The organism is Pseudomonas sp. BP8 (genome assembly GCF_017875955.1).
Taxonomy (GTDB): Bacteria; Pseudomonadota; Gammaproteobacteria; order Pseudomonadales; family Pseudomonadaceae; genus Aquipseudomonas.
Genome location: NZ_JAGINK010000001.1, coordinates 3,380,686 through 3,401,426, shown reverse-complemented (window position 1 = coordinate 3,401,426; position 20,741 = coordinate 3,380,686). Strand labels below are relative to the sequence as shown.

The window sequence follows — 20,741 nt, the reverse complement described above, 5'->3', positions numbered from 1 at the left end:
CTCCTACAATTTCCCAGTCAGACTGTAGAGCGGCTCTAGCATCCACTCATAGAGTTGACGGGTTTCCTGAAGAATGTCGCCCTCGACCAGCATGCCGATTTGCAATGGTTTCAACTCGCCATAGGCCATAACCGATTGGTTACTGATGTCAACGCGGATACGGTAGATCTGCTCGCCGTTGATGCCTAACCCAGGCACGCTTCCAGTCATGCTGGCAAGCTCCGTTGCCGAAACGGTGGCCTTGGACAACGAATGGATCCGGCCCTCATGCTGGCCAAACTTCTGGTATGGATAAGACTGATAACGAAGCAAAACAGGGTCACCCACTCGGATAAAACCAATCGCCTTACTGGGAGCATACAACTCCGCCTGCAAACTGTCGTTTTCACTAACAAGGCTCATCAGCGCTTGCGCACTGTCTACTGTCTGGCCCGGTTTAACCAAGATAGCGGTCGTCACACCTTGCTGCGGAGCAGTTATGAAAAGTGAGCGCATGGCTTCACTTTCAATTATTGCCTGTTTTACAGAAGACAAAGAGCGACGAATATTGGCCAACTGATTTTCATGGAGTGCTGGGAGCCCTGAAAGCTCGTGCTGACGCTCGATCAGTTGTTGTTTCAGGGTCGTGGCTTGACGTATGAGCCCTTGTAAAGACTGACGCTGCCCAATAAGCTCAGCCTGACGCTGCTGCAACTGGTCCATGGAAATGAAGCCTTTGTCCATCAGGCCCTGATATCGCTCCGCTCCATTGCTGGCCAGCTTTACAAGCCGCTCTTGGCTAGCTGTCTGCCGTGCAAGTATTGCTAGCTCAAGACGAAGACTGTGTAGCTTGCTTTGCAGACTTTTCCGCTGCTCAACCTGTAGGTATTTTTGCTTGGACAACTCGTCATCGAGGGAGTAATACTGCATCCAGAACTGCTCACTGAGCTTCGCGTGGATAGGCCCAGAATCGCCTGTGCGTTCACTGGAAACGCGAAAAAGCCTCTGACCTTGGACCACCTGCTGGCCTTCCTCTACAAAACTTTCCAACACCACTCCATACTGTGGAGAATATATTTTTTGTTGCCCAGAGGATGGTACAAGCTGTCCCGTCACCGTACTGCGCCTAGTGTAACTACCATAACAAAAAAATGTCACAACAATCGCCGCGAGCACTACTGCAAGCAGCGTCAACATCGTAAATGAAAGAGGACGAACTAGCACGACTTCACTTTGCCAACCTATCTGTCGCGTGCCTATAGCCTCATCACGAAAAAAAGTTATGTTATCTGTCACCCTACCATCCTTTAACCCGATGACTCTTTTCCATCTAATCCTGTCAGCCATACATGGTCGAGTAGCGCTGAGGCTTTCGTCGCCAACGCCTATCAAACACTAAGAATGAGTGACTCTATATACCTACCAGGCCTCCAGTCGAGCTTCTGGGTCGGTATCTCATAATTTTCTTTATAGAGTAATCTTGATTCCGGCGCACCCATGAAACCTTATGCAGTCCGACATTACTCAAAACGTATTTGACGCATGCAGCCGCCTCTTTTACTACGCCGTAAGGAAAACAGAAATCGATTATCCAGGTGCGCCCGCCCTCGTTCCATTCAGAAGGATGAAGAAAGAAATTTGGATCAGTGAGCAGCCGTTTCTCAGTATCATCCGCTAGATGAGCCCATATGAAGTACCCCCTAGGCTTACCAACCCTATCGAACAATATTGCAATTTGATCGTGCTCAATGGCTGGGGCGATCCAAAAACCAAATGTGCGAATTTGGAAGTTCACAGAGCGATTACAGCTTGTCATGATTGTACAAACATGCCCCAATGCTTCGGATCGCATCTTTATCGAAGTACTCGAACACGTTGATAAAAGATCATATCGTTCCTTCATTGAAATCAACCCCTATGCCGTCATAGAACGATAACGCCTGTACAAAATCACTGCACCTGTTATCAACCTCCCAAGCCTGCTCAAGTAAAGCTTGTGGATCACAGGAATTAAGTGCTTTGAATCTACTGCTTTTAGGGTCAAACCAGATACAAATCTGCGAACCAAACCAAAATGGAATCAATAACGTCCGCTCATTGGCCAAATTGATTTTTGCAGCGGCAATCGCTTCGCCTGCCAACTCATGACAAAGATCAGCCATATTTTCTGCAGTTTCTTTTTCCACCTCACCTAAGCGCGCACCAAGCTCTAGAAACAAGCTAGAAATACGGTTCAACCTAACTGCATTAATCTTTACAGCGAACAGAAAACCCCTATAGTTAATACCATTATTTTTGGCCTGCATTGCAATCAAATCAAATAAATAGCTGTAGGTGCTACATAAGTGCTCGATTAATTTGGGATCGCACCCGAGCCATGACAGATCATCACAAGAAGCCTGACCCACTTGAACTTTAATTAAGCACATATAAAGCCTGGCTGACCAGCGCTCATATCCGCGCCACTGACTTGAGGAATGGACTTGACTGATTGAAAAATCATCTAACTTCAGTACCTCATCAAGGACCTCTGCGAAGTCTACAAACTCTGATGCAGCCTGAACTACTAGAAGAAGCTGGAATGGTAACCCCGTTTGCGCAACCCGATAAAGATGAAGAGATCTTTCATAAGCAGTGAAAAAATTAGACTCGACGAGAACCAGAAGTCGCTTCGCATCCTCTCCACTCACAACATTATACTTGAACATATAGTAGCAAATATCGCGGAGAGCCTGCAGTACTGGCGCGTACTCGGCCTCATACTTATCAACATCTAACTTATCACGTATCGCATTGTCGGTAAAAATACGAGCACCGCTTAAGTCAAGCCAAGCACCATCCAGAGAAACATTAGAAGCGCTGACATTGGAATGAGCTAAATATTTGGCGCGCGCGGCAGAAAACTGCTCTGCATAACGAGTTGAAAGTTCAATAAATCCATGTTTTAGCTCATCAAATGAGCTGCAGCCAAGTTCTTCCTGAGACTCTCGAGGTAGAAATTCAACGATTTTCTTAATTACTGCTTGCACACGTAAGGCATCCTCACCCATAGGTAAATTTCTATCCTGTTTGAAATAGACCGATCTTATAAAATGAGCTGGCCGCACCGCAGGTTCACGCACTAACAAACCGCGCTTCACTTGCCCGCGCCAGCACTCATAGCTGAGACCGGTATCCATCACAGCCAGGGTTCTTACCGATCCAAATGGAAGCGCGATATTTATTATTTCGGACCATATAGTTTCATACAAGGCAGCGATTAGCGCTAAATTCCCGTCACCATGAGCAGCATTAGTATCATGACCTACTAGAAGGTTAGGGCCTAACCCCTTAAGCTGCCATTTACCATCGAACCCGCAGCGCCCACCTCCTCCGTTTGTAAGAATTCCATCACCGCCATATCTTTCTGCGAAGAATGTCTTGATACTAGACGCCCTTGGCGGGATAGTCTCACCTGAACTGACAAGATAACTATACCCTTCCTTAATTTCTTCCGGAGTTTCTGCCTCAGCCACCAACTCATTAAAGTAGATAATCTTGCATCCATCTACCTTGATCGCCTTAAAGGCTGCAAAAACTTCTGGCATATCAACAAGCTGATTTGACCTCATGACTCCACCCTGACGAATAAATGGTGATTCAGCCGAACCCCGCTTATGCAAGAGTATCGGATATCAACATAAAAACGATCCTACACCTGTAGGGGTTTCGGAAAAAAATATCTATGCAAAAATACTAGTCCAATCTATAAAGGAGTCATGTATGCGTGAAATAACCTTAGAAGAAGCAGCCTCGGTCAATGGCGCTCAGGGGATTCCGGGCGCTGTTGCCGGAGCCATTTCTGGCGGCGCCGGATATGTTGGGGGACTAACTGGAAATGGCCAATTCAATACTACTGATTTTGCTGCCTCCGTAGGTGCCGGCGCACTGCTTGGTGCCGTCACCGGAGCGAATGGCGTAAGTAAAGCGGCAACGCTAGGTGGGGCAGTTGCTGGATTTGGAGCAGGTGTTATTGTAGGTAATGCTTCTAGATTGGAAAGCGGCGGCGCATAGGAACTATTGTTATGAGGTCGTTAACGAAATTAGCGACCTCCTGACATATTATTGTCTACTTGACGTCTAAGCCCAATCGTTACCCAACATGTAATCCGACCACTTCAAAGGTAGAACATGCAGACAATCATCAGCTATCTCTTGACCGCACTAGCACTTGGACTCACGCTTAAATTCTTCAGAGCATATTTTCTAGCTAAATTTAACTTGCACATTGCTGACAAGTGGTGGGCAACGTTTATCTTGCCGTTCGCAATTGCAGCAGTAACCATACTTGCGCCGAAGCTAAAAATGCTGTTGGGATGTAGCTAATTATTACCGCACTTCAGTAAAGCCAAGGTGTACCCCTATGATAAATAGCAACGTGGCCATCACCGGTGGTAGAGGCATGATGACCCCGAAAAGATATCCGATTTGCAATTTATCTTACCAGGCTACAGCGCCAGCATCTCGACCTCAATGAACATCGCTTTAGATTGATCACTGAGCTTTGCCACATACCTTACAGGCACTTTCAAAACACATCAATACATCTGCATACTTACAATGACACCATTCACACCATACCTACATCTGCCCCAAGCATCATTTGCATCATGCATCCATTAGCTTTAACGCCAGCAAAGCCAATTCCACTCGACTGTGCAACTGGTACTTCGCGAGTATTTTTGAGACATGATCTCTTACGGTATAAGGACTAATACCCAATTGCTTCGCTATGCACTTGTTAGAGTTGCCATCCAAGAGCAAAATAACAACCTCTTTTTCTCGCCTAGTTAGCTTCATCCCACCACCATAGATAACTAATCATTTCATCAGGAGGCTAATCTAACATGCAACGCCATCAGTGTTAACGTAAACACCTATAGGAAGACTCTGACGCACCTGCGTGAAATTTCAACATGCATCGCGCTCAGCCATGTCGCGCTACAAAACCTTTAACCGTCTGACTCTGATAACCTGTGATCTACAGAGGTGAATAGTAACCGTTGAAACGCGATGCGAAGGGAAAAGCAATGAAACGCGTCAGGCTGATACGCCATGGCGAGAGCGCAGCCAACGCAGGCGCAGCCTCTCACGACCACGCAACTATCCCCCTCACTGCCAAAGGCATGGAACAGGCACGTCAGGTCGCACGTTCGGTTATCCGCGCACCCGAGCTGATCGTTGTCTCGCCGTTTTCCCGCGCTCAAGTGACGGCAAGCTTCACCGCCGCCGCGTTCCCTGCAGCCGCGCTGGAAACCTGGCCGATCGAAGAATTCACCTACCTCGCGCCAGCACGATGCGTGAACACGACCGTTGCCCAACGGCGTGGCTGGGTCGATCAATACTGGACCAAAGCAGACCCCTCTCATCACGATGGAGAAGGCGCTGAGTCGTTCCTGGACTTCGTTGATAGAGGCCGAACATTTCTGGATCGCCTTGCCGCCCATCCCGCGCAGGACATCGTCGCGTTTTCGCATGGGCAGTTTCTTAATGTTCTCGCCTGGCTGATCGAGCGCAGATCGGTGCTGATTGACGGCCGGGCCATGACCGATTGGCGTCACTACGAGATCACTCATCACGTGCCGAATGGCTGCGGATATCAGCTGTATGCCGAACAAGACGATGCAACCTGGCGCCTGAGTCATTCGATCAGCGTGGAGGGCGTGATCGAAGCGACCCAGCGCCAGCTTGAGGCTGAGCAAACGCCCGCCGAAGACGCCCGTTCGGCCAAAGCACAGGGATGTCCTGCCACATCAGCAGGCTAACGCTGCGCAGAGCGCGCCAGCCCGTTATGGTAAGTGTCGGTTCAATTGCCAAGGACGCGCTCATGACACTCTTCTGTCGCTTAAGCCTGCTGACCCTGGTGGCAGGCATGCTGCTCGGCGAAATCACTATTGCCAGCGTAGGCCTCGTTGCCCTGTGCACGGGCGCGGTGATTATCGACATCCGTAGCGACCGTCGGGCTAACGCATCGTCAGAGCCTGAATTTCTGGCTTAAGCGGCTTTTTGTTAAGGGGGTAACCGGGCTGGCCTCTTCGCAGGGCAAGCCCCACTGCCGGTCAGTCAGGACTTGGTCGCCTGGTTTGGGGCTGCTTTGCAGCCCTCTCGCGACACAAGGGCGCTCCCACACAGATGTGCATACCACTGTCTACAGTGGTAAGCACGAAAAGTGTGGGAGCGCCCTTGTGTCGCGAAAGGGCCGCAAAGCGGCCCCAGCTTCTTAACTGACTGACATTGGGGCGTCAGTAGACACTCCGGTAAATCGCCGCCACCTGTGCTTCGCTCATGTCCCGCGGGTTGCTATCAATCAACCGCTTCAACCCCGTCACCACATCCGCTGCCATCAGCGGGATCGCTGCCTCATCAATCCCCAGCCGGGACAACCGCGTTTCCAACCCGCTGTCGCGCACCAGCGCTTCAATGGCCTCGACAAACGCGTGCGCTGCCCTGCCCTCGTCGGCAAACACCACTCCAGGCAACAGGTGCCCGGCCAGCTCCGCATACTGGCGCTGCGCCGCCGGCAGGTTGAAGCGAATCATCGGCGCCATCACCAGCGCATTGGCGTGCCCATGCGGGATGTGAAAACGCGCGCCCAACGGATACGCCAGCCCGTGAATCGCCGCCACCGAGGCGTTGACGAAGGCCATGCCGGCCATCAACGATCCCTGCAGCATCGCCGAACGTGCAGCGACGTCACTGCCATCTGCCAAGACCTTGCGCAGGTTGCCCCCGAGCAAGCGCAGTGCGGTGGTGGCCAAACCGTCAGCAATGGGGTTCTTGCGCGTGCGGCTGGTGTAAGCCTCGATGGCATGCACTATCGCATCGAGGCCGGTGGCGGCCGTGATCGCAGCGGGCAGGCCAAGGGTCAGCTCAGGATCGAGCACGGCCACGTCCGGCATCAGTTGCGCCGAATACACCGCCTGCTTGCGTTGTTGTGCATCGGTGATCACCGACACCCAGGTCACTTCCGAGCCGGTTCCCGCCGTGGTCGGCATCAGCACCAGCGGCAGGCGCTGGCCGCGCGCCTTGTCGGTGCCATAAAGGTCCACCAGCGGCTGTTCGCTGTTGATTAGCAATGCCACCAGCTTGGCCGCATCCAGCGAGCTGCCACCGCCCAGGCCAAGCACGCCGTCGGCTTCAAACGCTCGTCCCTGGCTGACCGCCTGCTCGACCACTGCGGCCGGAGGGTCCGCCAGCACCTGATCGAACACGCTGACGCTGCAGCCCGCTGCCTGCAGCGCTGCGCAGGCCTTGTCGGCGAAGCCGAGCTTGACGATCCCCGGGTCGCACACCAACAGGACGCGGCGAGCGCTTAGCCCGGCGAAAACCTGACCAATGCTGTTCAAGGCGCCCGCCTCGCAAACAATACGCGGCACACTTCTGAATTCATGATTCATGACGTTCTCCTCATAGCACCGAGGCATAGATAGCGCGGGCGTCATCCCGGCTGACCGGGCGTGGGTTGTTGATTAGCAGGCGTTCGACTTTCATGGCGTCGTCACTCAGCCGGTCCAGGTCCGCTTCGCTCACACCCACCTCGCCAAGACGCTGGGCAAACGGCATGCGCTGGACCAGCGCAGTCATGAACGCAATAAACGCCTCGCAGGCCTGCGCCGGGTCGTCAAAGCGCTCGCCCGGCAGCACTGTCGGCGCCAACTCGGCGTACAACGCTTGCGCCACGCTGCGGTTGAAGTTGAGCACTGGCACCAGCACCAGCGCATTGCTCAAACCATGCGGCACATGGAAGTGCCCGCCCAGCGGATAGGCCAGCGCATGTACCGCTGCCACCGGCGCGTTGGCGAAGGCCATACCGGCCAGCATCGAGCCGAGCAACATGTTCGAGCGTGCTTGCAGATCGCCGGGTTCGGCCAGCACTCGATCAAGGTTGCCGCCCAACAGGCGCAAGGCCTGCAAGGCGAGGCCGTCGGACAACACATTCTTCTTGTGCTTGCTGGTATAAGCCTCGATGGCATGCACCATGGCGTCAACACCGGTCATGGCACTTACCGCCGCGGGCAGGCCGACGGTCAGCCGCGCATCGAGCAAGGCAATGTCCGGGTACAACAGCGGGCTGACCACGCCCTTCTTCTCGTGACTGGGGGTGGTGACGATGGCCACCGCGGTGACCTCCGAGCCGGTGCCCGCAGTGGTCGGTACCTGGATCAACGGCAAGCGCGGCCCCTTGGCCAGGTTGATGCCATAGATGTCGGCCAAGGCCTGTTCATGGCCACAGAGCAGTGCCACCAGCTTGGCCGTGTCCAGCGAGCTACCGCCGCCAAGGCCGATCACTGCCTGGGCACGGCACGCGCGCCCCGCCGCCACTGCGTCGAGCACCGACGCTTCGGGCGGGTCGGCCTGCACATCGCTGTACAGCGTTACTTCGACACCGGCATCACGCAGCGCCTGCATCGGCGCATCGAGCAGGCCAGCGCGCTGCAGGCCTGGGTCGCTGACCAGCAGCACGCGCTCGGCACCGAGTTCGCGACACAGGCTGCCGAGACGCAAGGCGCCATCGACTTCACAGATCACACGGGGGGTGGTTTCAAAGGTAAAGGTCGACATGGCGGCTTATCCTGCTCGCACGCTGCCGCGCTCGATGCGGTACAGCGCATCGACCAGGTCAGCGGAATGGGTGTCATCGGACTCGGAGATCAGCACGCACAGGCCTTCCTGTCCGAGCTGGGCGATCACTTCACTGAGGCGGCGCGACAGCACCGGCGCCACGCCCTCGAACGGCTCGTCGAGAATCAACAAGCGGTTGCCCGGCATCAGGGCGCGGGCCAGGGCCACCAGCTTCTGCTGGCCGCCAGACAACTGCATGGCCCGGCGATCACGAAACTGAGCGATTTCCGGGATCAGGCCATACACCCACTCGAGGCGCTCGGCACTGCCCGGCAACTTGTTGGCCCACACCGGCAAGAGGATGTTTTCTTCCACTGTCAGCGCCGGAATCAGCCGACGGTCTTCGGGCAGGTAACTGATGCCAGCCGCCGCGCGCTGGTGACCCGGCTGCGCGCAGAGGTCGTTGCCGGCAAAATGAATAGAACCGGAGGTGGCGTCGAGCAGGCCCATCAAGGTTCGGATCAGGGTGGTCTTGCCAGCACCGTTGTGGCCGATCAGACCGACCATCTGCCCCGCACCCACCTGTAGCGAGACGTTGTGCAGGATCGGTACCGACTCGATGGCCACATTGAGGTTGCGAATGTCCAGGCTCATGCGTTTGCCCCCTTGTGTGCCCGTTGACCGCCAGTGACCAGCTGCTGGACCCGGGCGTTGGCCAATACCGTTTGCGGCGGACCGTCGGCCAGCACTTCACCGCTGTAGAACGCGAGGATTCGCGACACGTAGCGGCGCACCACGTCCATGTCGTGTTCAACAAACAACACCGTCACCTGGTGACGCGACACCACCTGCATCACGGTATCCATCAGTTGGGTCTTCTCCTCGGCACTGACACCGCTGGTGGGCTCGTCGAGCAGGAGCATCTGCGGATCACCGATCAGCGCCATGGCGATGTCGATCAGCTTGCGTACGCCTTGCGGCACGGCGGTGACTTTGTTGTCGGCCCAGGCGAGGATGCTGAATTCACTGAGAATCGCCTCGGCACGGGCAATTCGTGCGCCATTGCGCAGCGGGCGCAACAACGACGGGAACGGCGACTCGGCGGCTGCCAGGGCAATCAACAGGTTGTCCAGTACAGTCAGCTCTGGGAACAGCTGCGCCACCTGGAACGAACGGGCCATGCCGGCGCGGGTAATCGCTCGCGGCGTGCGACCGATGATCGACTGGCCGTTGAAGAGGATTTCGCCGCGGCTGGGCTTGAGGTAACCGGTCACCATGTTGATGAAGGTGGTCTTGCCGGCGCCATTGGAGCCGATTACCCCGACCACTTCGCCCTTGCTGATGCTGACGTTGACGTCCTTGGCAGCGCTGACGGCGCCGAATTCCTTGCACAGCCCACGGGTTTCGAGAATAGCGCTCATGCCTTGGCCTCCACTGCCTTGGTCGCACGGGCCTGGCCACTGAACAGGCTCCACAGGCCCTTGGGCAAGAAGACGATGATCGCCAGCAAGGTGATGCCCAGAATCATCTGCCAGCTGTGCGGCACCAGCTCGATGGCGTAAGTGCGCACCACCGCAAACAGGACGGCGGCGATGATTGGTGCTGCGACGTGTGCCGTACCGCCAAGCAAGGCGATGAAGACGAACTCGCCGGAGGTGATCCAGTAGGCCATCTCCGGATCGATATGCCCGGCGGCCAAGGCCATGAAGCCGCCGCCCAGCGCCGATACCGCGGCTGCGGCGACGTAGTTCATGTACAGCACCCAGCGTGGCGACTGGCCGAGGTACTCGACCCGCACTTCGTTCTCGCGGATCGCCTCGCACATGGCGCCGGCGCTGCTCCGTCCATAGCGGTGCAGCAACACTGCGAGCACGGCAGACACCGCCACGATGATCACGAACAATGCCAGCGGCGCCTGGCCCGCGGCCGGGCTCCAGCCGAACAGGGTCCAGGCCTTGACGTTGAAGCCGTCGGTGCTGCCCAGGGCCGGGCTTTTCACCAGCATGCCGTAGAGAATCATCGAAAACGCCAGCGACAGCATGGCGAAAAAGATCTCCCGGTAGCGGGTCATCAGCAGGCCAAGAATCAGCGCCAGCGCCACCGCCGCGCCGATACCCATGAGCAGCAAGGTCGGCAGGTCGCTGAGCCCCAGAAAGTGCCCGCTCATGCCTACCGCGTAACCACCGATGCAGAAGTACAGGCCCTGGCCAAAGGTGACCAGGCCGGCGCGCATCTGCATCACCACGCCTTGCACCACCATCGCCTTGGCCAAGGCCATGGTCAGCAAGAACACCAACCATTGCGGGGCAATCACCCCAGCGCCGGCGAGCAGCACGGCGACGCCGAGCAGAATCAGTTCGGTTTTATCCAGGCGCATCAGATTTTCCTCGCAAGCACGCGACCGAACAGGCCCTGCGGACGTACCGCGAGGACCAGCGCCATCACGCCATAGATCACAAAGAGTTCGAATTGCGGCGCGTAGTGCACCGCCGCGGCTCGGCTCAAGCCGACCAGCAGCGCGCCAAGGGCGGCGCCTTCGATGCTGCCCATGCCGCCGATCACCACCACGGCGAACGCCAGCACGATGATCTCGACGCCGATGCCGGGAGCCACCGAAATCGCCGGCGCGGTCAATGCGCCCGCCAGGGTGCCGAGCACCGTGCCGAGAACAAACACCAGGGTGAACACCCGGCGCACGTTGACGCCCATGGCCAGCGCCACTTCGCGGTCGTGGATCACCGCGCGCAGCACCTTGCCTTGGTGGGTGCGCTCCAGCCACAGCCACAGGCTCAGGCCGAGCACCAGCGAGACGCCGACCAGCATCAGGTCATAGTTGGAGACTTTCAGTCCGGCCAGCACGCTGCGGCCCATTTCTGCGTAAGGCTGGTAAGCGAAGTACGGGTTGACGCCCCAGATCATCTTCATGGCGTCTTCGAGAATCAGCAGCAAGGCGTAGGTGATGATCACCATCAGCACTTCATCACGGCCGTACATGAAGCGCAGCAGGCCGCGCTCGATCAGCAGCCCGACCACCAGGCCCGCGGCCAACGCACAGCCGAGCATCATCAGGTAGCCGACCCACACCGGCCCGACCCCGTTGTTGAAATACCAGCCGACCAGCGAGGCGGCGGCATAGGCGCCGATGGCGTAGAAACTGCCATGGGCCATGTTCAGGATACGCATGACCCCATAGATGACGGTCAGCCCTGCCGCAACCAGGAACAGCCACGAGGCATAGATGGCGCCGTCGATCAGCACCGCGTAAAGACTCAGCATAAGGTTCTACCTTGGCAAGAGTGGCGACCGCCAGCGGCCGCCACGTTCAGTCAGGTGTGCAACGGGCTCAGTTGCACTGCGCGCCAGGGAAGCCGGCCTTGATCCAGTCATGCGCGCTGGTGCCGTCAGGCGGGGTCACGCACTCACCGGCAAAGGCAATCACGTTCTGTACGCTGCCCTTCTTGTTCGCCGCGTCGTAGTGGTATTCGCCGTAGGCGATACCCTGCATGGCCTGGTGGCCACCAGCGCGGGCCATCTGTACGGTGCCGGAGACCGATTCGAAGGTGGCACCCTTGAACGCCTTGGCGATTTCCACCGGCGCCGGTACTTTGCCGGCCTCGGCCTTGGCGTTTTCTGCGGCGAACTTCAGGCCGAGGATGGCCTGGGCCATCTTGCTCGCCGGGTAGGTCGGCGCCGCCTTGTAGGCCGCCTGATAGGCCGCGGTGAACCAGTTGTTCAGGGCGTTCTCGGGGGCGAACGCGCCGAACGGGCCGCGACCGCCAATGATCATGCCGTTGGGCGCCTGATCCTTGTAGCGCGCCAGGGCCGATTCACCACAGGTGAGCACGGCGGTGGCGTCTTCGAGCAGGCCGCGCGAGTTAGCCTGGAGCACCAGGGCCTCCATGTCGCCGCCCCAGAAGCTGGAGTGGATGATTTCTGGACGCTTGACCGACAGCGCCGAGATTTCCGCGCCGTACTGGCCCTGGAATACCTTGGGCATCTGCGATTCGACCACCTGGCTCTTGGGCATGACCTGCGCCATGGACAGGACAAAGTCGTTCCAGCTGTCCTGGCCCCAGGCGTAGTTCTGCTGGATGCCACCGACGCGCACGGCGTCCGGGCGGGTCTTGGCCAGGTAACGAGCGGCGCCGATGTTATCCACGGCCGCGTCGAGGCTGGTGCGGAAAACAAACTGTGGGGTCTTGTCTTCGCTGAACAACTGCGAGGTGCCGCAATCGTAGAACACGGTCATGGCGCCCAGCTCTTCGGCCACCGGCGCAATCGCCAGGCAGTCACCGGAGGAAATGTAGCCGACCACCGCATCGACCTTCTGCCGCTGCACCAGGTTGCGGAACTCTTCTACCTGCTTGGCAGCGCCACCGGCCTCATCGATGATCACCATCTCGATCTCGGCGCCATTGATGCCCAGTTTGTCGTACGGCGCGGGTAGCTTGCCCTGGTTGAGGCCGTCTACCAGAATCTTGGCGGCATTGGCCGACGGCTCGCCGAACGGGCCCGCTGCCGGGCCAGACAAGAAGGTCACCACACCGATGCGGAACTTGCCGTTGTCAGCGGCCGTTGCGCCGCCAGTGAATCCTGCGGTGAGCCCCGCCGTGGCGATCGCCAGGGCCAGAGGCAGTGCTTTGCGGTAATGCGGGACGCTTTTCTTATAGTTGTTCATGGTCACTTCCAGTGCAGGTTGCGGTAGCTAAGGGGCGGGCCCCTCGGGATTACGGATTTGCGAGCGTTGCCGACGCAGGCGGGTGGCCGGGTCGGGCAGCAGGTCCTGGGCCGAATACACCGACCACTCGCCCAGCATCAGCTTGGCCGGCGGGAAGTCGTCGTTGCGCAGCGGGGTGCCGATGGCCTGGGCCTGAAGGATCTGGTGGGTCAGCGGATCGATCCGCGAGACAAACCCCGGCGGGTCTTCCGGCAAGGCAATCTCCAGCCCTTCGAGGGCATCGACCAAGGATTCGGTGTCGGTGGCGCCACCGGCCTTCTGGCTGGCCTTGGCCAGGACCATGACGCCGGTATAAGCCCCTTGGGCGGCGTAGGTCGGGTAGCGCCCGGTGAGGGTGTGGAAGCGCTGCACGAACGAATCATTGCGCGGCGTCTGCGGCCAGTTGTTGTGGTGTCGTGCGGAGAGGATCAGGCCAGGCGGCGCCTGCTCGCCAAGCGCGACCAGGAAGTCGTAGTTGCCGCCGGTGTCGAAGTTGGCCAGGCGCGAGGTCTCGAACAGCCGGGTGCCGGCCGCCTGCTTGACGAACGCATGGAAGTCGCCGCCCCACAGGGCCGACACGATGATGTCCGGCTTGGCCTGTTCCAGCGCGGCGATGTAGGCCGAGTAGTCCGGCTCGTAGAGGCGTGGCCAGAGCTCGGTGACGTCCTCGAACTGGACGCCCAGTTGGCGCAGCGCTTCGTGCAGATCGTCACGCGAGACATGGCCGTATTCGTAGTCGGGGCCGATGAAGGCCAGCCGTTTCCAGCCTGTGGAAGCCTGCAGTGTCTTGAGGTAATGGGCGCCGGCAGCCATCGACGTCCAGGTGTCATTGGTCACCCGAAAATAGTAGCGATGGCCGTTTTCCAGGGTCATGCGCGAGGAGGCGTGGTCAGTGCCAATCATCAGCACCTTGTCTTGCTTGGCCAATTGGCTGACGGACATCGCCACCCCGCTGGAGACCATCCCGCACAGTACCTGTACTCCGTCCTTGCGAATGAACGCGCGGGCCAGGCTAGTGCCGTAGGAGGCCTTGGACTGGTCGTCGTCGATGATCACCCGCAGCCGTGGCAACTGCTCACCGGCGTCACGTTGCCCCTGCAGCTCGCTCAGGGCGACCTGGATGCCGGCGATGCTGTCCTGGCCATAGATCGCCGCCCGCTCGGTCATCGGGTACAGGCAGCCGAGGGTCAGGTCGGCTTGCCCGGCAGCGGCGCCAAGCTCGACGCGTCCGGCCTGCGCGGTACCGGCGTGGGCCAGCAGCAGGCCGCTCAAGGCGACGACGGCAGTCAGGTGAGAAAACGGCAGTTGCATAGAATCCCTTGGGGCGTTCGGGGACGCCTCTTGTTTGCTTAGCGAAATGGGCTATCGCAAAGGCTGTGCCAGCCTTTGTCGTACGCAGCATGAAATAACACGAAAGCGCTCTGCAACGGCGCTTTGCGTCTATCAGTCGGTGTGCTGGAGAACGCCGCAGCGGGTGCGGGAGCGGCGTCTTGAGCGGGGTGTTGAGCGGTTAGCGCTCAGCCTGCGCGCGCGGTTGAGCGGTTAGCGCTCATCGCCGCTGGCGAGGCCCAGGCGCTGCAGGCGGCGCTTGAGCGCATGCCGGGAAATCCCCAGCAGGTCGGCGGCCAGGCCCTTGTGGCCGGCGCTGCGACTGAGGGCATCGCTGACCAGTTCACGTTCGGCCCGTTCGAGGCGGTCGTCCAGCGCGGACAGAGCGCTTGGTGCGGGCTCAAGCGCCTGCATCTGCGCGGGTAACTGGGCGCTGCCAATGGCCTGGCCAGGCAGCAGGATGGTCAGGCGCTCGATGAGGTTTTTCAGCTCGCGGACATTGCCCGGCCAACGGTGTTGCACCAAGGCATTTGCGCTGTCAGGGAGAAACGTGATCGGGTCGACATGCTCTTCCTGCGCCTGGTGCACAGCAAAGTGCTGGGCCAGCTGCAGGATGTCCGCACCGCGCTCGCGCAGCGCCGGTATATCAAGGGTGATGACGTTGAGGCGGTAGAACAGGTCTTCGCGAAAGCGCCCTTGGCGGACATCCTCGGCTAGGTCGCGGTTGGTCGCGGCCACCACGCGCACGTCAGCCGTGCTGGCCTGGCTCGCGCCTACAGCGCGGTAGCTGCCGTTTTCCAGAAAGTGCAGCAGCTTGGCCTGCAAGGCCAACGGCAGTTCGCCGATCTCGTCGAGAAACAGCGTGCCCTGATGGGCCTGGGTCACCAGGCCGATGCGCTTTTGGTGGGCGCCGGTATAAGCGCCTTTTTCCGAGCCGAACAGCTCAGCTTCGATCAACTGCTCCGGCAGGGCCGCGCAGTTGACTTCGACAAACGGCTGCCCCGCGCGCGTGCTGTTGGCGTGCAACGCCTGGGCTACCAGCGTCTTGCCGGTACCGGACTCACCCAAGAGCAGGATCCGTGTGGCAGAGCTGCGCGCGATGCGTTGCACGGCTGCCTTCAAGTTGGCCATTGCCAGGCTCTGCCCGAGCAAGGCGCCCTGCTCTTCAACGGCGCTGACAATTGCCGTCGGCACCTCGAGGGTGGCGTGGATGGTGGCCAGCAAATCGTCCAGTTCAAACGGTTTGGTCAGGTAGTCAGTAGCCCCGCCTTTTACCGCTTGCACCGCGGCGCGGGTGTCGCCATGGGCAGAGATCATGATCACCGGCAAGTTCGGCCGGCATTTGCGCAGGCCCTCGAGGGTGGCGATGCCGTCCATGCCAGGCAGGCCAAGGTCGAGCAGGACGATATCGACCTCGACCGTGCTGTCAGCCAGCAGCGCCAGCGCCGCCTCGCCGCTGTATACCGCGCGAGGCGTCATGCCCTCGCTACGCAGGGCGTAGCTCAGCGAGCGCACCAGCGCCTGTTCATCGTCGACGATCAGTACATGTAATTCAGGCATCAGTCACTCACTTCAGATAAGTCGCTGCGGGCGCGGGAAAGTCCACGCTCACCACGGTGCCTACGCCCGGCGTACTGGCGAGCTCCATGCGCGAGGCATTGGCTTCCAGCAATTGCTGGCAGATGCTCAGGCCCAGCCCGGTGCCACGCGCCTTGAGGGTGAAAAACGGTTGGCGTACCTGCTGCAGGGCAGCCTCGGGAATGCCGCAGCCCTGATCGACCACCGTCACGCCGACGCGCTCGCCCCAGGCCAGGCCACTAATCACCACACACTGGCCTGGAGCGCTGGCCTCGACAGCATTGAGGCAGAGGTTGAGGAGAATCTGCTGGGCCTGATCCGGATCGACCCACAGTTGCACGCCTGCTTGGCAGGTAGCGGAAACATTGACACCCTTGGCTTCGGCTTCCGGCGCAAGCAACCGTGTGGTGCGCGCCAGCAGCCCGGGCAAGTCCACCACCTGGGCGATGGCCGGGTGTGGCCGGCCATATTCGAGCAGGTCGCTGGTGACATGAGACAAGCGGTCGATTTCCTGGCAGAGATCACTCAACAGCAGGCGCCGTTCCGCTTCCTGTTCGCGCCGCAGGAGGGCTTGCACGGTGGTCTTCATGGTCGCCAACGGGTTGCGCACCTCGTGGGCGACGCCGGTGGCGAACGTGCCGAGCACGGCAAGGTTCTCCGCGCGCACGGTGCGTTCCATGACATCCGCCAAGCGCCCGGCCATGACATTGAAGGCACGGGTGACCCGGCCGATTTCATCATTGTGCGGTTGTTCGGGCAGGCGATAACCGAGGTCACCCGACGACAGTTGATGCGCGCCCTCCACCAGCGAACCCACCCGCGAGCGCAACTGCCGTGACAGGGTGAAGAACACAATCAGGATAAAACCGATAAAGCCGACGGCAGCCAGGTACAGCCACCAGCGGGCGTCGTCCAGCGGTTTGAGCACCGCCCCAGGCTGGACACTGAACACCACCTGCCAGCCCGGCAGGATCATCGGCCCTTCGCGCACATCGCGGGGGGCCTCGACCTGACGCCCGGTGGCATCGATGAATGCCCCACCCGGCACCCGCAACAGTGGCGTGACGATGCCATTGAGGCCGGCGCTGACCAGCAGCTCGGTAATCGACGCCAAGCGCAGGTGCAGGCCGATACTGACGCGGTGATCAAGGCGGCCGCTACGGATAGTCTTGCGAATGAGCAGCCAACCCGAGCGCCCGGCCTGCGGCAGCGCCGGGCCGATCACCTCGACATCGCCAACCCGCTGACGCGCCAGGCCGTCGAGCGACCAGCCTTCGCGCCCCCAATACGGCGCGCCTGAGGCGGCTTGGCCGGGCATGACCTTGAGCAGGCGCTCGTGCTCGTCAAAAAACAGCACGCCGTAGAGAAACGGCAGTTCGCTTTCGAGCTTGAGCAATGCATCGACATCCCCGGCCGGGTGCGCCTGGTCAGCGATGAAATCCGGCATGCTGGGGTGATTGGACAGGGCTGATAGCTGATAGAAGCGGTCGTCGAGAAACGACGAAAGCCGGTTCGCTGTGGACACTGCCTGGGCATCGAGGCGTTCACCGGTCAGGCGATTGAGCAGGTCTTTGGCCAGTTGCTCATAGAGCACCGCCAGGGCGATCAAGGCCACGCTCATGACCACGATGGACAACAGGGTATAGCGTGCAACCAAGCTACGACGAGGTCGCGCCAGCCGTCGCCAGAACGTATTCGCGGAGAGTTCGATATCCATGGAAGTTGTAATTATTGTTCATGTGATGTCGAGGGAGCATAAGGACCTGAAGGGGTGATGTCTATGCTCTGTTGGGCGCGTCAAAAAGCGAAGGGCCGCAACGCGGCCCCTCTTGTTCAACTAAACAGCATGACGCCATTTATTTGTTCAACCAGCCCTCGACCTCATCACCGCCGTACTGCGCTTTCCATTCCTTCAACAGCTTGTGATTACCACCCTTGGTTTCGATCACTTCGCCGTTATGCGGATTCTTGTAGACCTTGACCTCGCGCGCCTTGCGCGTGGCTTTCTCGGGCGCCGCAGCCACTGGCGCGCGGCGCGCGGCTTGCGGATCGAGGATATTGATGATGTCTTTCAGGCTGAAGCCGTATTTCTCCAGCAGCGAGCGCAGTTTGGTTTCAAACTCGATCTCTTTTTGCAGCTCGGAACTGCCCTTCATGGCCTCGAGCTCGGCGAGCTGGGCGGCCAGGGTTTGTTCAAGCTTACGGAATTCTGCCAAACGCGACATAAAGTCTTATCCTTTAAGGGGGAGGTACAGGGCACAATGAAAACATTCTAAGGGATGAATGTCGCGGTTAAATGTAAAAACGAAACAATTAAATGTGCCACAGGTAGGTCGCTGGTCTTGTTTCAGTGTTTCGGCTACCCTGCCTTGGTTTTTACCGGAGCACCGCAATAGTGCTGCACTACCGCACCGAGCGTGGCGCTAGTTCAATGACAACGCCTGTCGCCACCTTCACACAGGGTTCGCTAAATCATCACGTACGGGTGATGGCGTTCACCAGTGGGTTAAGCCTGCTAGCGATTTTTCTGACCGACATCCTCACCCTTGCGTATGTGGCAATGCTGCATGACGAGCAACTGATTGCCGCGGTCGGGATCGCCAAGACCCTGGCATTCTTCAATTCGAGCCTGGTGGCGGGCATCGTGGTTGCTGCGGGTACGATGATCTCGCGCAGGGTGGGCCAGGGCCGCCGGGCATCTCTGCCCGCCCTGGTCACGCATATGCTGGTGCTGACCGGGCTGGTTTCAGCCATGGTGTCAGTGCTGCAATGGCATTACCTGGGCTTCTTTGCACGGCTGATCGGCATCAATGCGCCCTCCTCTGCAGTTGCCGGGCAGTTCATCGGCATGACCCTCGTTGCATCGGTGCTGATGGCGATCACCCAGGCCGCGGCGCAGGCGCTGCGGGCGCACGGCTACAGTGGCCGGGCGCTGGCGGTGGTGCTGAGCACGGCCGCCTGCCTGGCAATTGTCGATCCGATACTGATCTTCGGTCTCGACCTGAAGCTGCTTGGCGCCGGCGTGTCGTGCCTGGTGGCAGGCATCGCAGGCTGCCTGATGGGCATGTACCAGCTTGATACGCAGGTGGGCCTCAGCCTGCGACTGCGTTGGCGCCTGCTGCGACTGTATGGCGCGCGGATCGCGCGCATTGCCCTGCCGTTTACCTTTGCCAGCTTGGCAGCGCCCGTCGCACTGACTTTCACCATGGCCCAACTGGCGCTGTTCGGCATATCGGTGATGGCAGGGATGGCGGTGATGGACAGGGTCTTGCAGATCACCTACTGCCTGTATTTCGCGCTACCCAGCGCGTTGGTGCCGATCCTCGCGCAAAACCTCGGCGCGCAGCGCAATGCCCGGACCCGTGCGGCGCTGCACAGTGCAAGCCAACTGGTGATGGTGTATGGCCTGCTCGCCTGGGCGGTGCTGTTCTTCGCCGCGTCCTGGCTCGGGCATGCCTTCGAGTTGTCGGGGCCAGGGCAAATCCTGATCGGCAACCTGTGCCGCTTTGGCCCGGGGTTGTGGATCGTGATCGGCCTGGACTTCATTGCCATTTCAGTGTTCATCAGCCGCGGTCAGCTTGGCTGGATCGTCTTCTATGCCTGGCTTCGAGCATCCGTGGGCACGCTGCCGTTCGTTGCCTTCGGTGCAGCGCACTTTGGTGCGAGTGGGGTCATCCTGGGAATGTGGATCGGCAACGCGCTGGTTGCCCTGGCGTCGATCGCCACCGCCATCTGGATCAACCGACGCGGCTCATACTGGGCGCACGAACCCTAGATCTTTTGCAATAATCAGCCCCCTCGCCGTTTTTTCGAAGCGGCCCCCCTTACACAGACACGAAGTTGGTTTATGTCACAGGATCACGACAGCGAATCGTCCAGTACGCCTTCTACCAAGCGTCGCCGTGCGCCCAAGGGTGAGCTGCGCCGGGCGGCCCTGCTGGATGCGGCCACGGCCGTATTCGCCAAGGATGGTTATGCTGCTGCCTCGATGCGTGATGTCGCAGAGATCGCCGGGATTACCACGGTGGGGCTGCTGCATCACTTTCCCAACAAGGTATCGCTGCTACGGGCTTTGATTGATCGTCGCGATCAGCGAGTCACCGCGCAATTTGCCGAACTGGAGAGGTTGCCAACGCTGGATAACTTCCTCGCCTTCGTGCGCATGAGCATGAATTTCAGCGTGCAGAGCCTGCTTGAGTGTCAGGCATCGATGATGATCGGTGTAGAGAGCCTGTCGGACAAACATCCGGCCTGGCCCTGGTACCAGGAAAAGTTCGCCTTGACTCACGCGCATGCGCAGGCACATCTGGCGTCATTGCTTGAGCAGGGAGAAATACACGCGGATGTCGACGTGCAGCTGCTGGCGACCGAGATCTTTGCCGTCATGGACGGTTTGCAGATCCAGTGGCTGCGCGCGCCCGAGCAGATCGACGTCGAAGCGGCCTTCGACGCCTACCTGCAACGCCTCGCCAATGGCATCAGGGCATGACAAGCCTTCCGGGGTGGTTTGACATCCCGTCCGGCTTGGGCCGAAGAG

18 protein-coding genes and 1 pseudogene are annotated in these 20,741 nt (G+C 59.2%); 6 read left to right on the top strand and 13 right to left on the bottom strand.

The window, feature by feature from the left end; all coding sequences use genetic code 11:
* Positions 1-3: 3 nt before the first annotated feature.
* Both J3B00_RS14855 and J3B00_RS14845 read right to left on the bottom strand, forming a co-directional pair.
* Entirely contained in the window at positions 4-1,239 is a 1,236-nt protein-coding gene (locus J3B00_RS14855) for an HlyD family efflux transporter periplasmic adaptor subunit (RefSeq protein ID WP_348635982.1), read from the bottom strand.
* Positions 1,240-1,865: 626 nt separating this feature from the next.
* Positions 1,866-3,590: a hypothetical protein gene (locus J3B00_RS14845; protein ID WP_209868224.1), complete on the bottom strand. Its 1,725-nt coding sequence runs from the start codon at positions 3,588-3,590 to the stop codon at positions 1,866-1,868.
* A 151-nt stretch (positions 3,591-3,741) separates the two neighbouring features.
* Here J3B00_RS14845 and J3B00_RS14840 point away from each other — a divergent pair, with 151 nt between their 5' ends.
* From J3B00_RS14840 to J3B00_RS14820, 4 genes and pseudogenes are all read left to right on the top strand, one after another.
* The gene (locus J3B00_RS14840; protein ID WP_209868223.1) at positions 3,742-4,032 is read left to right on the top strand and encodes a hypothetical protein; all 291 of its coding nucleotides are present in this window, start codon (positions 3,742-3,744) and stop codon (positions 4,030-4,032) included.
* Positions 4,033-4,149: 117 nt separating this feature from the next.
* Positions 4,150-4,344, top strand: coding sequence for a hypothetical protein (locus J3B00_RS14835; protein ID WP_209868222.1), 195 nt, complete (start codon positions 4,150-4,152; stop codon positions 4,342-4,344).
* A gap of 704 nt (positions 4,345-5,048) precedes the next feature.
* Positions 5,049-5,657 (top strand): annotated as a pseudogene (locus tag J3B00_RS14825) (histidine phosphatase family protein); the annotation flags it as partial.
* A gap of 188 nt (positions 5,658-5,845) precedes the next feature.
* Positions 5,846-6,016 (top strand): hypothetical protein, encoded by a 171-nt coding sequence (locus J3B00_RS14820; protein ID WP_209868219.1) that lies wholly within the window; start codon positions 5,846-5,848, stop codon positions 6,014-6,016.
* A 244-nt stretch (positions 6,017-6,260) separates the two neighbouring features.
* Here the strand turns inward: J3B00_RS14820 and J3B00_RS14815 are convergent, their stop codons facing one another.
* The 11 genes from J3B00_RS14815 to J3B00_RS14765 all read right to left on the bottom strand — a co-directional run bounded on the left by J3B00_RS14815 (position 6,261) and on the right by J3B00_RS14765 (position 18,429).
* Positions 6,261-7,415, bottom strand: a complete 1,155-nt coding sequence (locus tag J3B00_RS14815; protein WP_209868218.1) for an iron-containing alcohol dehydrogenase — start codon at positions 7,413-7,415, stop codon at positions 6,261-6,263.
* Between the two features lie 10 nt (positions 7,416-7,425).
* Entirely contained in the window at positions 7,426-8,580 is a 1,155-nt protein-coding gene (locus J3B00_RS14810) for an iron-containing alcohol dehydrogenase (RefSeq protein WP_209868217.1), read from the bottom strand.
* Positions 8,581-8,586: 6 nt separating this feature from the next.
* Positions 8,587-9,234, bottom strand: a complete 648-nt coding sequence (locus tag J3B00_RS14805) for an ATP-binding cassette domain-containing protein (RefSeq protein ID WP_209868216.1) — start codon at positions 9,232-9,234, stop codon at positions 8,587-8,589.
* On the bottom strand, positions 9,231-10,001 hold the full coding sequence (locus J3B00_RS14800; protein WP_209868215.1) for an ABC transporter ATP-binding protein: 771 nt from the start codon (positions 9,999-10,001) through the stop codon (positions 9,231-9,233). Before J3B00_RS14800 ends, J3B00_RS14805 begins: the two co-directional genes overlap by 4 nt.
* Positions 9,998-10,957, bottom strand: a complete 960-nt coding sequence (locus J3B00_RS14795; RefSeq protein WP_209868214.1) for a branched-chain amino acid ABC transporter permease — start codon at positions 10,955-10,957, stop codon at positions 9,998-10,000. The genes J3B00_RS14800 and J3B00_RS14795 overlap by 4 nt, the downstream gene beginning before the upstream one ends.
* Positions 10,957-11,856, bottom strand: coding sequence for a branched-chain amino acid ABC transporter permease (locus J3B00_RS14790; protein ID WP_245362553.1), 900 nt, complete (start codon positions 11,854-11,856; stop codon positions 10,957-10,959). The genes J3B00_RS14795 and J3B00_RS14790 overlap by 1 nt, the downstream gene beginning before the upstream one ends.
* A 67-nt stretch (positions 11,857-11,923) precedes the next feature.
* Positions 11,924-13,258 carry an ABC transporter substrate-binding protein gene (locus tag J3B00_RS14785; RefSeq protein ID WP_209868213.1) on the bottom strand — a complete coding sequence of 445 codons (1,335 nt, stop codon included), beginning with the start codon at positions 13,256-13,258 and terminating at the stop codon, positions 11,924-11,926.
* A gap of 27 nt (positions 13,259-13,285) precedes the next feature.
* Entirely contained in the window at positions 13,286-14,608 is a 1,323-nt protein-coding gene (locus tag J3B00_RS14780; RefSeq protein ID WP_209868212.1) for an ABC transporter substrate-binding protein, read from the bottom strand.
* Between the two features lie 231 nt (positions 14,609-14,839).
* Positions 14,840-16,186: a sigma-54 dependent transcriptional regulator gene (locus tag J3B00_RS14775; protein WP_209868211.1), complete on the bottom strand. Its 1,347-nt coding sequence runs from the start codon at positions 16,184-16,186 to the stop codon at positions 14,840-14,842.
* A gap of 7 nt (positions 16,187-16,193) precedes the next feature.
* Positions 16,194-17,921 (bottom strand): HAMP domain-containing sensor histidine kinase, encoded by a 1,728-nt coding sequence (locus J3B00_RS14770; RefSeq protein ID WP_209868210.1) that lies wholly within the window; start codon positions 17,919-17,921, stop codon positions 16,194-16,196.
* Between the two features lie 139 nt (positions 17,922-18,060).
* Positions 18,061-18,429 carry a histone-like nucleoid-structuring protein, MvaT/MvaU family gene (locus tag J3B00_RS14765; protein ID WP_209868209.1) on the bottom strand — a complete coding sequence of 123 codons (369 nt, stop codon included), beginning with the start codon at positions 18,427-18,429 and terminating at the stop codon, positions 18,061-18,063.
* 263 nt (positions 18,430-18,692) lie between these two features.
* Between J3B00_RS14765 and J3B00_RS14760 the strand changes: the two genes are divergently transcribed.
* Positions 18,693-19,979: an MATE family efflux transporter gene (locus tag J3B00_RS14760; protein ID WP_245362552.1), complete on the top strand. Its 1,287-nt coding sequence runs from the start codon at positions 18,693-18,695 to the stop codon at positions 19,977-19,979.
* Positions 19,980-20,051: 72 nt separating this feature from the next.
* Positions 20,052-20,693 (top strand): TetR/AcrR family transcriptional regulator, encoded by a 642-nt coding sequence (locus J3B00_RS14755; RefSeq protein WP_209868207.1) that lies wholly within the window; start codon positions 20,052-20,054, stop codon positions 20,691-20,693.
* Positions 20,694-20,741: the final 48 nt, after the last annotated feature.